This window comes from Gallaecimonas aegicerasi (genome assembly GCF_045291545.1).
In the GTDB taxonomy this organism is placed as follows: Bacteria; Pseudomonadota; Gammaproteobacteria; order Enterobacterales; family Gallaecimonadaceae; genus Gallaecimonas.
In genome coordinates, this window is record NZ_CP149514.1 from 1192745 (window position 1) to 1207058 (window position 14314).

General features: G+C 56.4%; 13 protein-coding genes and 2 pseudogenes. 9 read left to right on the forward strand and 6 right to left on the reverse strand.

Annotated features, from left to right (window positions below; genetic code table 11):
• The first annotated feature begins 25 nt into the window (after window positions 1-25).
• Window positions 26-2278 carry an ATP-dependent Clp protease ATP-binding subunit ClpA gene (gene clpA, locus WDB70_RS05870; protein ID WP_406667555.1) on the forward strand — a complete coding sequence of 751 codons (2253 nt, stop codon included), beginning with the start codon at window positions 26-28 and terminating at the stop codon, window positions 2276-2278.
• A gap of 47 nt (window positions 2279-2325) precedes the next feature.
• Here clpA and infA read toward each other — a convergent pair whose 3' ends face one another.
• From infA to ald, 5 genes are all read right to left on the reverse strand, one after another.
• Window positions 2326-2544: a translation initiation factor IF-1 gene (gene infA / locus WDB70_RS05875; protein WP_008482294.1), complete on the reverse strand. Its 219-nt coding sequence runs from the start codon at window positions 2542-2544 to the stop codon at window positions 2326-2328.
• A gap of 47 nt (window positions 2545-2591) precedes the next feature.
• The gene (locus WDB70_RS05880) at window positions 2592-3311 is read right to left on the reverse strand and encodes an arginyltransferase (RefSeq protein WP_406667558.1); all 720 of its coding nucleotides are present in this window, start codon (window positions 3309-3311) and stop codon (window positions 2592-2594) included.
• Window positions 3302-4009 (reverse strand): leucyl/phenylalanyl-tRNA--protein transferase, encoded by a 708-nt coding sequence (gene aat, locus WDB70_RS05885; protein ID WP_406667560.1) that lies wholly within the window; start codon window positions 4007-4009, stop codon window positions 3302-3304. The genes WDB70_RS05880 and aat overlap by 10 nt, the downstream gene beginning before the upstream one ends.
• A gap of 74 nt (window positions 4010-4083) precedes the next feature.
• Window positions 4084-5031, reverse strand: coding sequence for a thioredoxin-disulfide reductase (trxB, locus tag WDB70_RS05890; RefSeq protein WP_406667562.1), 948 nt, complete (start codon window positions 5029-5031; stop codon window positions 4084-4086).
• A gap of 95 nt (window positions 5032-5126) precedes the next feature.
• Window positions 5127-6245 (reverse strand): alanine dehydrogenase, encoded by a 1119-nt coding sequence (gene ald, locus WDB70_RS05895; RefSeq protein WP_406667564.1) that lies wholly within the window; start codon window positions 6243-6245, stop codon window positions 5127-5129.
• A gap of 132 nt (window positions 6246-6377) precedes the next feature.
• Here ald and lrp point away from each other — a divergent pair, with 132 nt between their 5' ends.
• The 8 genes and pseudogenes from lrp to WDB70_RS05935 all read left to right on the forward strand — a co-directional run bounded on the left by lrp (window position 6378) and on the right by WDB70_RS05935 (window position 13766).
• Complete coding sequence (gene lrp, locus WDB70_RS05900; RefSeq protein WP_406667567.1) at window positions 6378-6869, forward strand: leucine-responsive transcriptional regulator Lrp; 492 nt, start codon at window positions 6378-6380, stop codon at window positions 6867-6869.
• 91 nt (window positions 6870-6960) lie between these two features.
• Window positions 6961-7407, forward strand: a pseudogene (locus WDB70_RS05905) (DNA translocase FtsK 4TM domain-containing protein); the annotation flags it as partial.
• Between the two features lie 204 nt (window positions 7408-7611).
• A pseudogene (locus WDB70_RS05910) lies at window positions 7612-9342 on the forward strand (DNA translocase FtsK); the annotation flags it as partial.
• Window position 9343: 1 nt separating this feature from the next.
• Window positions 9344-9952, forward strand: coding sequence for an outer membrane lipoprotein chaperone LolA (lolA, locus tag WDB70_RS05915; RefSeq protein WP_406667568.1), 609 nt, complete (start codon window positions 9344-9346; stop codon window positions 9950-9952).
• Window positions 9949-11283, forward strand: a complete 1335-nt coding sequence (locus WDB70_RS05920; RefSeq protein WP_406667570.1) for a replication-associated recombination protein A — start codon at window positions 9949-9951, stop codon at window positions 11281-11283. Before lolA ends, WDB70_RS05920 begins: the two co-directional genes overlap by 4 nt.
• A 19-nt stretch (window positions 11284-11302) precedes the next feature.
• A complete protein-coding gene (gene serS / locus WDB70_RS05925; RefSeq protein ID WP_406667572.1) occupies window positions 11303-12586 on the forward strand; it encodes a serine--tRNA ligase in 1284 nt (427 codons plus the stop codon).
• Window positions 12587-12634: 48 nt separating this feature from the next.
• Window positions 12635-13474: an ammonia-dependent NAD(+) synthetase gene (gene nadE, locus WDB70_RS05930; RefSeq protein ID WP_406667574.1), complete on the forward strand. Its 840-nt coding sequence runs from the start codon at window positions 12635-12637 to the stop codon at window positions 13472-13474.
• A complete protein-coding gene (locus WDB70_RS05935; RefSeq protein ID WP_406667576.1) occupies window positions 13467-13766 on the forward strand; it encodes a GIY-YIG nuclease family protein in 300 nt (99 codons plus the stop codon). Before nadE ends, WDB70_RS05935 begins: the two co-directional genes overlap by 8 nt.
• On the opposite strand, the gene WDB70_RS05940 is transcribed toward WDB70_RS05935, so the two are convergent.
• Window positions 13763-14314: a nucleotidyltransferase family protein gene (locus WDB70_RS05940; protein ID WP_406667579.1), complete on the reverse strand. Its 552-nt coding sequence runs from the start codon at window positions 14312-14314 to the stop codon at window positions 13763-13765. The two genes, WDB70_RS05935 and WDB70_RS05940, sit on opposite strands and share 4 nt — an antisense overlap.

Sequence of the window (14314 nt, forward strand, 5' to 3'; positions counted from 1 at the left end):
AAGCAGTAACTCGAGGGGGTGCACAATGTTGAACAAAGAACTGGAGCTGAGCCTGAATGAGGCTTTTCGCCGGGCCCGCAGTGAGCGGCATGAATATCTCACCGTAGAGCACCTTCTGATGGCCCTGCTGGACAACGATTCTGCTGTTGAGGCCCTCAAAGCGTGTGGTGGCGACATTGCCCAGCTGCGAGCCGATCTCGACAGTTTTATTGAGCAAACCACACCGCGTATCCCCGAAGGGGATGATGAGCGCGAAACGCAGCCGACGCTGGGCTTTCAGCGGGTATTACAGCGCGCCGTTTTTCACGTACAAAGTTCCGGTAACGAAGAAGTGACCGGTGCCAATGTGCTGGTGGCCATTTTTGGCGAGCAGGAAAGCCAGGCGGTCTACATTCTGCGCAAAGCCGACATCACCCGCCTGGATGTAGTGAACTTCATTTCCCACGGTGTCACCCGTGATGAAGAAGGTGCCGGCCCCGGTGAACCCGCGCAGGAAGCTGCTGCTGACGACAAGCCGGAAACCTACCTGGAACAACTGACCGTTAACCTCAATGAGCAGGCCCGCAAAAACCGTATTGACCCGCTGATCGGCCGCGAAGCCGAAATTGAGCGCACCATTCAAGTGTTGTGCCGCCGCCGCAAGAACAACCCGCTGCTGGTGGGTGAGGCTGGCGTAGGTAAAACCGCTATTGCCGAAGGCTTGGCCAAACGCATTGTCGATGAACAGGTGCCGGAGCTTATTGCCCACTGCACCGTCTATTCGCTGGACATGGGGGCCTTGCTGGCTGGTACCAAGTACCGTGGCGATTTTGAAAAACGCTTCAAAGGGCTGCTCAAGGAATTGCGCGAAGAAGAGGGCGCTATCCTCTTTATTGACGAAATCCATACCATGATCGGCGCCGGTGCGGCCTCTGGCGGCCAGACCGATGCCTCAAACCTCATTAAGCCTCTGCTGGCTTCTGGCAACATCAAGTGCATGGGCTCCACCACCTATCAGGAATACCGCGGTATTTTTGAAAAGGATGTGGCTCTGGCCCGGCGTTTCCAGAAAATTGATGTGGTTGAACCCAGCGTCAGCGATACCGTGCGTATCCTGCAAGGGCTCAAGGCGCATTACGAATCACACCACGATGTGCGTTATACCCAGGGTGCTTTGAAGGCGGCAGCGGAGTTGTCGGCCAAATATATCAACGAGCGCCATCTGCCGGATAAAGCCATTGATGTGATTGACGAAGCCGGTGCCCGCGCCCGGCTGATGCCCAAGCGCCGTAAGACCGTCAATGAAGGGGATATCGAGGCCGTGGTGGCCAGAATGGCGCGGATCCCGGAAAAATCCGTCAACTCTGACGACAAGTCCACCCTTGAAGCCCTTGACCGTAACCTCAAGCTGGTGGTGTTCGGGCAGGACAAAGCCATTGACGCGCTGGCCGCCAATATCCGCCTCAGCCGTGCCGGCCTCGGGGCTGAAAACCGGCCGGTGGGGAGCTTCCTGTTTGCAGGCCCGACCGGGGTGGGTAAAACCGAGGTCACGCAACAGTTGGCCCGGCAGATGGGTGTTGAGCTGATCCGCTTTGATATGTCGGAATACATGGAGCGCCATACCGTGTCGCGGTTGATTGGCGCGCCGCCGGGATATGTGGGTTACGACCAGGGCGGTTTGCTGACCGAAGCGGTGATCAAACATCCGCACTCGGTGGTACTGCTCGATGAAATCGAAAAAGCGCATCCGGATGTGTTCAACCTACTGTTGCAGGTAATGGATAACGGCACCCTGACCGACAATAACGGCCGTAAAGCGGATTTTCGTAATGTCATCTTGGTGATGACCACCAATGCCGGGGTACGGGAAACCGAGCGCAAATCCATGGGCTTTAAGACCGTTGAGCACGATGACACGGCGCTGGCCGAGATCAATCGCTTGTTCTCGCCGGAATTTCGTAACCGCCTGGACGGCATCATCTGGTTTAACCATCTCAATGCCGGTGTGATTGCCCAGGTGGTAGACAAATTCCTGGCCGAACTGGAAGCGCAGCTTGATGGCCGTGGGGTCAGCCTCAGTGTGGACGCGGAAGCCAAGACCTGGCTGGCCGAAAAGGGCTATGACCATGCCATGGGCGCGCGGCCAATGGCTAGGGTGATCCAGGAGCACCTGAAAAAACCGTTGGCCAATGAACTGCTGTTCGGGCAGTTGGCCAATGGCGGCAAAGTGGCTGTCGGCGTCAAAAACGGTGAGCTAACCCTCTCCTTTGAAGATGCCGAGGCCGCCACCACGGCCTGATAAAAAAACCCGCCAACTGGCGGGTTTTTAATGACAGAGGTTAAGCATCAACGCTGACGGAAGACGATTCGACCTTTGCTCAGATCGTACGGCGTCATCTGCACGGTCACGGTATCACCGGTCAAAATGCGGATGTAGTTTTTACGCATTTTTCCGGAGATATGCGCGGTGACCACGTGGCCATTTTCAAGCTCGACGCGGAACATGGTGTTGGGCAGGGTTTCCAAAATGGTTCCCTGCAACTCAATCACGTCTTCTTTCGACATTTATGTGCAAAACCTCTTATCACCAAGAAATCGGCGCCGATCTTGCCTTAACTGGCCCCGTCTGTAAAGCATTCCCAACGGCCGTCACGGTAACGCTGATGGGGTAAATACTGCACTTTATAGTTCATTTTGTCGCAGTTATCTATTTGATAACCAAGGTATAACCAACGCTTGCCACGTTTTTTTGCCGCTTCGATCTGCTGTAAAACCGAAAAGGTGCCGAGAGAACGTTTTTCTTCATCGGGATCAAAAAAGGTATAGAGCGCCGAGTAAACACTGGGGGTTTCATCGGTCACGGCACAGGCCATCAGTTGCTCGCCCCGGTACAGGCTGAGCAGGTTCAGCGGTAGCCAGGGGGCTTTGGCAAAGTGCGCCAGCTGGCTTTCGGACGGCGGGAACATGCCACCATCACGGTGGCGGGCATTGATATAGCGGCAATACAAATCAAAATGCACCGCCGTGAAACGGTTTTCAACACGCAGGGTCAGATCGGCATTGGCCCGGCTGATACGCCGCTGACGGCGGTTGGCGGCAAACTGGGCAACATCTACTCGCAGTGATTCACAAGCCTGGCAGGTTTTACAGTAGGGGCGATAGACATCACCACCATTACGGCGAAAGCCCAGTGCCAGCAGCATCTCATAACGCTCGGCATCCATTGGTGACTCGGTGATCACCAAGAGTTGCTCCTGTTGTTCCGGCAGGTAAGCGCAGGGGAAGGGCCGGGTTACGCCACAATACAAACCCTTGAGCAGATTCATGGACATGGCCACTCTCCAGGTGCAAACAGGCTGTCAGGCAGGTGGCGGTCTTTCTGGCTGTCGAGGATGGCCAAAAAGGTTTCCCTGTCCATTTCTTTTACCCCTAACTGGGCCAGATGCGGGTTCAGTAATTGGCAGTCAATGAGGCTGGCATGGCCGCTTAAGCGCTGATGCAAGGCTGCAAAGGCCGCCTTGGAGGCGTTGGTTTGGCGCGAGAACATCGACTCACCACAGAAAATGCTGCCAACTGTCAGGCCGTAAAGGCCGCCGATAAGCGCATCGTCCAGCCATACCTCAACACTGTGAGCTACGCCCAACTGGTGCAGCTGCATGTAGGCGGCACGCATCTGCGCCGTTAGCCAGGTCCCCGTCTGGTAGGGGCGAGGGGCAGCACAACCGGCAAGCACTTCGGCAAAGGCCGTATTACAGCGGATACTCAGCGGGGTTTTACGTAACCACTTTTGAGTACTGCGTGACAGATGAATTTGCCCGGGCACCGCCACGCCGCGTGGATCCGGTGACCACCAGAGGATCGGTTCGCCCGGGTTGAACCAGGGGAAAATCCCCAACCGGTAACCGGAAAGAATGCGGGTGGGTGACAAATCACCGCCAAAGGCCAACAGACCATTGGGGTGGTCCAGAGCCTGTAGCGGATCTGGAAACAGGCAGGGATTGTCAGGTAATTCTGGTAGGGCAATGGTCATAAATGCTGCGCGAACAGATGTCTCAGCATTGAGTGTAGCGGGAAATAAAAGGGCCGCGAAAGCGGCCCTGTGAGTTAGTCCTGCAGACTGTCCAAATAACGCTCAGCATCCAGTGCGGCCATACAGCCACTGCCGGCAGAAGTGATTGCCTGGCGATAGATATGATCCATTACATCCCCGGCGGCAAAAACGCCCGGCACGGAAGTCTGGGTAGCGTTACCTTCAAGGCCGCTTTGCACTTTCAAGTAGCCGTCTTTCATGTCCAGCTGGCCGGCAAAAATGTCGGTATTCGGCTTGTGGCCGATGGCAATAAAACAGCCAGCAACATCAACCTGCTCATCACCTTCACCGGCGGTAGATGCCAGGCGAACAGCGGTAACGCCCATGTCGTCACCCAGTACTTCGTCAAGGGTACGGCTCAGGTGCAGAATGATTTTACCTTCCTCGACCTTTTTCATCATCCGGTCGACGAGAATTTTTTCTGCCCGGAAGCTGTCACGGCGATGCACAACGTGTACTTCGCTGGCGATGTTGGCCAGATACAGAGCCTCTTCCACGGCGGTGTTTCCGCCGCCGATCACGGCGACTTTCTGGTTGCGATAGAAGAACCCGTCACAGGTGGCACAGGCCGAGACGCCACGGCCCTGAAAGGCGGTTTCTGATTCCAGGCCAAGGTATTTGGCACTGGCACCAGTGGCGATGATCAGGGCATCGCAAGAATATTCACCGCTATCACCCTTGAGAACAAAGGGGCGCTGGTTGAAATCGACGGTGTGGATATGGTCGAAAACAATCTCGGTGTTGAATTTTTCTGCGTGGCGCTGCATCCGTTCCATCAGCAGCGGCCCGGTGAGGTCGTCGGCATCGCCCGGCCAGTTTTCCACTTCGGTGGTGGTCGTCAGCTGGCCACCTTGCTGCATGCCGGTGATAAGTACCGGTTCAAGGTTGGCGCGAGCAGCGTAAACCGCTGCAGTGTAACCAGCAGGACCTGAGCCCAGGATCATCAAACGAGCGTGTTTCATGGATTCTCCTCACAAAATCGTTGTTGGCATTTTAGGTAAAAGCCGGGCAACAAAAAACCCCCGCCAGAGCGGGGGTTTTCGATTCGGGTAATCGCTTAGGCACCCAGTACGGTCATGGGGTCAACAAACGCCATACCGTGGGCTTCGGCCACTTCTTTGCACGTGACCTTGCCGTTCATGATGTTCAGGCCGGCCAGCAGGTGCTTGTCGTCCAGCAGGGCCTGCTTATAACCTTTGTTCGCCAGTTTGATGATGTAAGGCAAGGTGGCGTTGTTCAGGGCAAAGGTAGAGGTCCGGGCTACGGCGCCAGGCATGTTAGCCACACAATAGTGCACCACGTCATCAACGATGTAGGTCGGCTCAGCGTGAGTGGTAGCGTGTGACGTCTCAAAACAGCCGCCCTGATCGATAGCTACGTCAACAATGGCGGCGCCTTGCTTCATGCGTTTGATGTGCTCGGCATTGACCAGTTTCGGCGCGGCAGCACCGGGGATCAATACTGCCCCGATCACCAGATCAGCTTCCAGTACGTGGCGTTCCAGAGCATCAGCGGTGGAGTAAACCACTTTGGCGCGGCCACCGAACTCGGCGTCCAGACGGCGCAGAGTTTCGATGTTACGGTCAAGAATGGTCACATCAGCGCGCATACCTACCGCCATACGGGCTGCGTTGGAGCCGACAACGCCGCCGCCAATTACAACCACTTTGGCCGGGTCGGTACCCGGTACGCCAGACAACAGCACACCGCGGCCGCCGCGGGATTTTTCCAGCGCCTGGGCGCCAGCCTGGATTGACATCCGGCCAGCCACTTCAGACATGGGGGCCAGCAACGGCAGGCCGCCTTTGTCATCGGTAACGGTTTCATAGGCGATGCAGACCGCGCCAGATTTGAGCAAGTCGTTGGTTTGCGGCAGGTCCGGGGCCAGGTGCAGGTAGGTGAACAGCAGTTGGCCGTTGCGCAGACGGGCCCGTTCGTTAGCCAGCGGCTCTTTGACCTTGACGATCATTTCGGCTTTGGCAAACACCTCATCGGCGCTGTCCAGAATGCTGGCACCGGCGCTTTGATAGTCTTCGTCGGTAAAACCGATACCCAGGCCGGCATTGGTTTCAACAACCACCTGGTGACCATGGTTGATCAGCTCACGAACAGAAGCAGGCACCATGCCAACGCGATATTCGTGGTTTTTGATCTCTTTGGGTACGCCGATGATCATCTGCTGTTTCCTTGTTTTTCTGACAGTAGGGAAATTGGCCGCCAGTATAGGAGTGCCCATAGAGAATGAGTTGCTTTATTTGGGTGATTTTCAGTATTTTATTCTGAGTCATGGCTTTAAAACAGGTTGTTTATGCCAGCATCTTCCGCTAAGCAGGTCAAAGCACTGGACCGAATTGACCGCAACATATTGAAAGTACTTCAAAATGATGGTCGCATCTCTAACGTGGAATTATCTAGGCGTGTTGGATTGTCACCAACACCTTGTTTGGAAAGGGTAAAAAGGCTCGAACGGCAAGGTGTTATTCAGGGTTATACGGCCATTATCAATCCACGCCATATTGGCGCTGCCTTGCTGGTGTTTGTCGAGGTAACCCTGGAGCGCACCTCGTCAGAGGTGTTTGACGAATTCAACCTGGCTGTGCAGAAGCTCGATATTATTCAGGAGTGTCATCTGGTGTCCGGTGACTTTGATTATCTGCTGAAAACACGGGTAGCCGATATGTCGGCGTACCGGGAGCTGCTGGGGGAAACCCTGCTGCGGCTACCCGGCGTCAAGGAAACCCGTACTTACGTGGTGATGGAAGAAGTGAAAAACGTATCCAAGGTATTGATCAATGGGTGAGGCTGGTATCATCGCGAGGTTCAGACGCAAGCACGGAGACGAGCCTTTGCAGCGCATGGAACTCAAGCACCTGACGGGGTTGCAGCGGCTTATGGAAGCCGGGCTGGTGCTGTGTACCTTATTTTCCCTGTTCCTGCTGGTAGCCCTGGCGACCTTCAACCCGGCTGATCCGGGCTGGTCGCAAACCGGCGTACCGGGCCATATTCAAAATGCTGCCGGCGCCCTGGGGGCTTGGGTGGCCGATATTCTGCTGTTCACCACCGGGGTGCTGGCTTATGTCATGCCGGTGCTGGTAGCGGGTCTTGGCTGGCTGTGTTTTCGTGGTTATCGCGCGCTCACCGACATTGACTATCTGGCCGCCGGCTTGCGGTTAATTGGCGTGGTGCTGAGCCTGCTTGGTTTTGCCGGCATGGCGTCTGTCTACTTGGGGGATATTCATACCTATTCAGCCGGTGGTCTGATTGGCGATCTGGTGGCCACCGCGCTTAAGCCCTGGCTTAACTTCGTGGGTACGCTAATTGTGCTGCTGGCACTGTGTACTGTCGGCATTACCATGATGACCGGACTGTCCTGGGTGGCCTTGATTGACCGCACCGGGGCGCTGGTGGTGGAAGGTGCCAGCTGGGTCTGGCAGCATTTACGCAGCCTGTCTCTGCCCAAACGCCAACCCCGTGAAGCCGATATTGATGACAGTGAACTGGATGACGCTGATCTGGCCCTGGACGACGCTGAGCCAGCCTTTGAGCCTGAACCATTGCCGCGGCTTAGCAGTCGCCGTGAACCGGAGATCCTGGAGCCGGTGCTGACCCTGCCGGACGAAGACGACGATAGCGCCGTTGACGACCTGACTTTCGATCTGCCCTGGGGCGATGAACCGGCGGCAAAAAGCAATGAAGCCGCCACTGTGGCGCCGGTGGCTGCGCCAGCCAGTAAAGCCCCCAGTGTGACTAGCAATGCTCCGGTAACGGCCAGTGAGCCTGCTGCCGGGCCGATGCCGTCTATGGAGCTGCTGGACCGCCCGGACAAGAACCGCAACCCCATCAGTCAGGACGAGCTGGATGCGGTGTCGCGGCTGGTAGAGGAAAAGCTGGCTGACTTCGGTGTGCAGGCCAACGTGGTTGATGTTCACCCCGGGCCGGTGATCACCCGTTTTGAGCTGGACCTGGCGCCGGGTGTGAAAGTGTCAAAAATTTCTAACCTGTCCAAAGACTTGGCTCGCGCACTATCGGCCATTTCGGTACGGGTGGTGGAAGTGATCCCTGGCAAGTCGGTAATAGGCCTGGAAGTGCCCAATAAACACCGGGAAGTGGTGTACCTGTCGGAAGTGATCAATAACGACAAATTCCTGGCTAACGAATCACCGCTGACCATGGTGCTGGGTAAGGATATTGCCGGCAACTCAGTCGTGGTGGATCTGGCGAAAATGCCGCACCTGCTGGTGGCTGGTACGACGGGGTCCGGTAAGTCGGTTGGTGTCAACGTGATGCTGGTCTCACTGCTGTACAAGAGTACCCCGGAAGATGTCCGGCTGATCATGATCGACCCGAAAATGCTCGAACTGTCGGTCTATGAGGGCATTCCCCACCTGTTGGCAGAAGTGGTTACCGACATGAAAGACGCGGCCAACGCACTGCGCTGGTGTGTTGGGGAAATGGAGCGGCGCTACAAGCTGATGTCGCTACTGGGGGTGCGTAACCTCAAGGGTTTCAACCGCAAGGTAAAAGATGCTATTGCCGCAGGCCAGCCGCTCAAAGATCCGCTGTGGAATCCCAATAACTCCATGGAACCTGAAGCACCGGCTCTGGAGCCTTTGCCGCGGATTGTGGTGGTGGTTGATGAGTTTGCCGACATGATGATGATTGTCGGTAAAAAAGTGGAAGAACTGATTGCCCGTATTGCCCAAAAAGCGCGGGCTGCCGGTATTCACCTGATCCTGGCTACCCAGCGGCCATCGGTTGATGTCATCACCGGCCTTATCAAGGCCAACATTCCCACCCGGATTGCCTTTCAGGTGTCCAGTAAAATTGACTCGCGTACCATTTTGGATCAGCAGGGTGCCGAAAGCCTCTTGGGGCAGGGCGATATGCTTTACCTGCCGCCAGGTTCCGGGGTGCCCACACGGGTGCACGGCGCCTTTGTGGATGACCACGAAGTGCATAAGGTGGTGGATGACTGGAAAAAACGCGGCAAGCCGCAATACATTGATGCCATCTTGTCCGGCGAGATGACCCAGGAAACCCTGCTACCGGGCGAGTCCATGGACGACGATGCGGAAAAAGATCCACTCTACGACGAAGCCGTGGCCTTTGTTATTGAGTCGCGTCGCGGTTCCATTTCCAGTGTCCAGCGTAAGCTGAAAATTGGCTATAACCGTGCGGCCCGGCTCATCGAACAAATGCAGGCGGCCGGTATTGTTTCTGCCCCCGGTCATAACGGGAACCGCGATGTGCTGGTTCCGCACCACGGAGATTAATATGCGACTGTTGCCTCTGGCTTTGCTGCTGGCTGCTGCGCCAGCACTGGCTACCCCAAGCGCCGCAGAAACCCTGAAAGCGAAGCTGGCTCATTACCAGAGTTTTTCGGCTCACTTCAGTCAAAAAGTGGTGGACGACAAAGGCAATGTCACCATGCAGGCCAGTGGTGATATGGCCGTTGAGCGCCCGCAAAAGCTCTACTGGCATACGGCACAGCCAGACGAAACATTGCTGATATCGGATGGCAGCACCCTCTGGCTCTACAACCCCTTTGTTGAGCAGGTAACGCTGTATTCACCGAAAGAAGCGGTTGGCCGCACGCCGATGCTGCTGCTGTCGAGCCAGGATCCGGCGGTATGGAACCAGTTCACCATCAAGGCCAAGGGGAGTGATTTTGCCATTACCCCTAAAGACGAAAAAGACGCTTATGTCACCGCTTTGACCGTTAAATTCAATGGCGACAAGGTTACCGGGCTGGTTATTGACGATGCTTCCGGGCAACAAAATACGGTGACTTTCAGTGACTTTCAGTCGCCCCGAGCCGACAACCCGGCCATACAGTTTCATTTCGACCCACCAGCTGGCGTGGCAGTCGACGATCAGCGATGAGCACCCTGGATCTCGACTTCGGTGACGGCCCGGTGCAGCCGTTGGCGGCGCGAATGCGGCCAACCCGGTTTGCCGATTACGTTGGCCAGCAGCATCTGGTTGGCGAAGGTAAAGCGCTGCGCAAAGCGCTGGAGGCGGGCCGGCCGCACTCGATGATCCTCTGGGGGCCGCCCGGCACCGGTAAAACCACCTTGGCTGAGCTCATTGCCCGTTATTGTGATGCCGAGGTAACCCGTATTTCTGCGGTAACCAGTGGCGTCAAAGAGATCCGCGCCGCCATTGACGACGCCAAGGCGCGCAGCCGCAAAACCCTGCTGTTTGTAGACGAAGTGCACCGCTTCAATAAATCGCAGCAGGATGCGTTTTTGCCGCACATCGAAGACGGCACCATTATTTTTATCGGTGCCACCACCGAAAACCCGTCTTTTGAACTGAACGGTGCCTTGCTGTCGCGGGCGCGGGTCTATGTGCTAAAGCCACTCGAACCGGCTGATATCCACGGCCTGCTGGTGCGGGCACTGGCAACCCTGGACGGCGTTACGGCCGACGATGATGCCCTTAATGTGCTGACCCAGGTGGCTGGCGGTGATGCCCGTCGGGCGCTGAATTATCTGGAAATGCTCGCCGATATGGCTGACGACGGCGTGCTGACTACCCGTCTTATTGAATCGGTACTGGGCCGCGATATTCGCCGCTTCGACAAAGGCGGTGATCTGTTTTACGACATGATTTCGGCCTTTCATAAATCAGTGCGGGGCTCGGCCCCTGATGCCGCCCTGTACTGGTACTGCCGAATGCTGGAAGGGGGCTGCGACCCGCTTTATGTGGCCCGGCGTCTGTTGGCTATTGCCTCTGAAGATATCGGCAATGCCGACCCCAAAGCGCTGACTATGGCTCTTAATGCCTGGGATACCTTTACCCGGGTCGGCCCGGCCGAAGGGGAGCGAGCCATTGCCCAGGCCACGCTATACCTGGCCAGTGCTCCTAAATCCAATGCGGTTTACACCGCTTTTAAAGCGGCCCGTCGGGACGCCCGTGAAGCCGGTGACCTGCCGGTTCCCCTGCATCTTCGCAATGCACCCACCAAACTGATGAAAGAGTTGGGCCACGGGGCCGAATATCGCTATGCCCACGACGAACCCGGCGCTTATGCCGCCGGGGAAAACTTTTTCCCACAAGCCCTGAAAGATGCTCGCTATTACCAGCCCAGTAGCCGTGGCCTGGAGAAAAAAATTGCCGAAAAACTGACCTATCTGGCCGAGCGGGACGCGCAAAGCCCGGTCAAGCGCTACTCGGACGGCAAGGGCTTTGATACACTGCCAGAAGACTGAATAAAGCTGAACTAACACCATGCTGGATAACAAATTTCTACGCGCTGAGCTGGCCGAAACCGCCGCGCGTCTGGCCACCCGTGGTTTTACCCTGGATGTGGCTGCTCTGGAAGCGCTGGAAAGCCAGCGTAAAGATCTGCAAGTTCGTACTCAGGAACTGCAAAATGAGCGTAACACCCGCTCCAAGGCCATTGGCCTGGCAGCCCGTAATGGCGAAGACATTGCGCCGCTGAAGGCAGAGGTAACGCAGATCAACGAGCAACTGGACAGTTGTAAAGCGGAATTGGACGAAGTGCTGCGCCAGTGGAATGAACTGGCTTATGCCGTACCCAATTTGCCGCACCCGTCAGTGCCGGCCGGCAAAGATGAAAGTGACAACGTTGAAGTACGCCGCTGGGGTACGCCGCGCCAGTTTGACTTTGCAGTCAAAGACCACGTTGAACTGGGTGAAAACCTTGCCGGTTTGTCTTTTGAAGATGGCGTTAAGCTTTCTGGCTCGCGCTTTGTCGTGATGCGTGGCGAAGTCGCCAGGCTGCACCGGGCGCTGGCGCAGTTCATGCTGGATTTGCATACCGAGCAACACGGCTATCAGGAAACCTACGTACCTTATCTGGTTAACGAAGCCAGCCTTTATGGTACGGGGCAGTTGCCCAAATTCGGTGAAGATCTGTTTAACATCAAGCCGGCCACTGAGGAGCGTCAGCACCTGTCGCTGATCCCCACCGCTGAAGTGCCGCTGACCAATCTGGTGCGTGATGAAATCATCGAAGCTGACCAGCTGCCGCTGAAGTTTACTGCCCACAGCCCCTGTTTTCGTTCTGAAGCCGGCTCATATGGCCGTGATACCCGCGGGCTGATCCGCATGCACCAGTTCGACAAAGTGGAAATGGTGCAGATTGTGCACCCGGAACAGTCTTTTGATGCCCTCGAAGAAATGACCCGCCACGCCGAAACAGTGCTGGAAAAACTGGGTCTGCCGTATCGCACCATGGTGCTGTGCAGCGGTGACATGGGCTTTGGGGCCTGTAAAACCTTCGATCTGGAAGTATGGCTACCGGCCCAGAACACCTACCGAGAGATCTCCAGCTGCTCAAACGTTGGCGACTTCCAGGCGCGGCGCATGCAGGCTCGCTTCCGTCATGCCGGTGGCAAACCGGAGCTGCTGCATACCCTCAATGGCTCCGGCCTGGCGGTAGGCCGTACCCTGGTGGCGGTGCTGGAAAACTACCAATGCGCCGACGGCCGTATTGAAATTCCCGATGCACTGCGCCCTTACATGGGCGGTAAAAGCCATATCGGTTAATCACCTAAGGGCGCCCACTGGCGCCCTTACAGGTATAGGATGCTAACCATGTCTCTGGAACAACAGATCCGCGAAGAAATGCGTGTGCAAGCGCAGATTGACGTGGCGCAGGAAGTGCGCCGCCGCATTGATTTTATCAAGCGCACCCTCAAAGGTGCTGGCTTGTCGACGCTGGTGCTGGGGATCAGTGGTGGTGTGGACTCTTCCACTTGTGGCCGCCTGGCCCAGCTGGCTATTGATGAGCTGAACAGTGAAGCCAGTCAGGATAAGCGCTACCGCTTTATTGCGGTGCGTCTGCCTTATGGTGAACAGCACGATGAAGACGAAGCGCAACTGGCGTTACGCTTTATTGAGCCAACCCACGTGGTCACCGTTAACATCAAAGCCGGTGTCGATGGCCTGTCACAAGCGGCCCATGACGGCCTGGCACCGACAGGGCTGGTACCGGAAGACGATTACCACCGTGATTTTGTCAAAGGTAATGTCAAAGCCCGTTCGCGGATGATTGCCCAATATGAAATTGCCGGTCTGACGCACGGTCTGGTGCTGGGAACCGATCACAGCGCCGAGAACATCACCGGCTTTTACACCAAATGGGGCGATGGTGCCTGCGATATGGCACCGCTGTTTGGCTTGTCCAAGCGCCAGGTGCGGGCGCTGGCTGCTCATTTGGGGGCGCCGCAGGTGCTGGTCAGTAAAACACCGACCGCAGACTTGGAAACCCTCAATCCGCAAAAAGCCGATGAAGCGGCGCTGGGGCTAAGCTACGAGGAAATTGACGATTTCCTGGAAGGCAAGGCCGTTACTGACGCGGTGCGTGACCGCCTTGTGGAAATTTACCTGCGTACCCAGCACAAACGCCAACCCATTCCGACCTTGTATGACTGAGTCCACCGGGGCCGCCCGGCCCTGGTTTCTCTATCTTGTTCGTACCCGTCAAGGGCACCTTTACACCGGGATCAGCACCGATGTTGCCCGGCGCCTGGCTGAACACCAAGCGGGTAAAGGCGCCAAAGCGCTGCGAGGCAAAGGGCCACTGGCGCTGGCCTACAGCGAAGCGGTAGGCAGCCATTCGGCGGCGCTGAAGCGGGAACGGGCAGTCAAAAAACTCAGTAAAACCGCTAAAGAAGCACTGGTTGCCAAGGGGGCGCCAGGCTGCGAGCAGTCTTTGGCAGACTAAAGCCGTACCTGTAATTGTGGCCAGAGGCGTAGCCAGTTTTTCTTCGCGATGCGCGCTTTAAAGGCGGCAAGGCTACTGCGGCGGTTAAAAGTAATGTGGCCGGCGAAAAGTGAGGCCAAGGAAAAGGCGCTCACTACTGCCAAAGTATCATCTTGCTGTAAGGCAACGCCGATAGCTGTTTCCTGCTCCGGCCAAAACCCCATGGCCTCCAGAGTATTCTGATAAGGGGCATGGCCATGGCGCAGGTGCATATTGGCCTGATTCTTTACTTGCCAATGGATGCCAGGGTAATGCTGCTCTAGCCAGGCGCTGGCAGCCTGCTGACGTTGATTGTTGTAGTCACTTTTATCAAAAAACACCACATCAACATCGTTCAGTGGTGTTTTGGTGCCATGCAGGTCATCCCATACCAGGTTGCGCACAAAGCCTGCTGCTATCAGAGCATCAGGCAGGTTAAGCTGCCGTACTGCCGTCAGCATGGTCAGACGTTCAGTATCAGCCTGTAACAGTGCTTGTAAGCGTTGTTGCAGGGGGGGGACCGAGGCCAT

Coding starts and splice junctions, on each gene's coding strand:
- clpA (WP_406667555.1), top strand. CDS start 26: ATGTTGAACAAAGAACTGGAGCTGAGCCTGAATGAGGCTTTTCGCCGG.
- infA (WP_008482294.1), bottom strand. CDS start 2,544: ATGTCGAAAGAAGACGTGATTGAGTTGCAGGGAACCATTTTGGAAACC.
- WDB70_RS05880 (WP_406667558.1), bottom strand. CDS start 3,311: ATGTCCATGAATCTGCTCAAGGGTTTGTATTGTGGCGTAACCCGGCCC.
- aat (WP_406667560.1), bottom strand. CDS start 4,009: ATGACCATTGCCCTACCAGAATTACCTGACAATCCCTGCCTGTTTCCA.
- trxB (WP_406667562.1), bottom strand. CDS start 5,031: ATGAAACACGCTCGTTTGATGATCCTGGGCTCAGGTCCTGCTGGTTAC.
- ald (WP_406667564.1), bottom strand. CDS start 6,245: ATGATCATCGGCGTACCCAAAGAGATCAAAAACCACGAATATCGCGTT.
- lrp (WP_406667567.1), top strand. CDS start 6,378: ATGCCAGCATCTTCCGCTAAGCAGGTCAAAGCACTGGACCGAATTGAC.
- lolA (WP_406667568.1), top strand. CDS start 9,344: ATGCGACTGTTGCCTCTGGCTTTGCTGCTGGCTGCTGCGCCAGCACTG.
- WDB70_RS05920 (WP_406667570.1), top strand. CDS start 9,949: ATGAGCACCCTGGATCTCGACTTCGGTGACGGCCCGGTGCAGCCGTTG.
- serS (WP_406667572.1), top strand. CDS start 11,303: ATGCTGGATAACAAATTTCTACGCGCTGAGCTGGCCGAAACCGCCGCG.
- nadE (WP_406667574.1), top strand. CDS start 12,635: ATGTCTCTGGAACAACAGATCCGCGAAGAAATGCGTGTGCAAGCGCAG.
- WDB70_RS05935 (WP_406667576.1), top strand. CDS start 13,467: ATGACTGAGTCCACCGGGGCCGCCCGGCCCTGGTTTCTCTATCTTGTT.
- WDB70_RS05940 (WP_406667579.1), bottom strand. CDS start 14,314: ATGGCCTCGGTCCCCCCCCTGCAACAACGCTTACAAGCACTGTTACAG.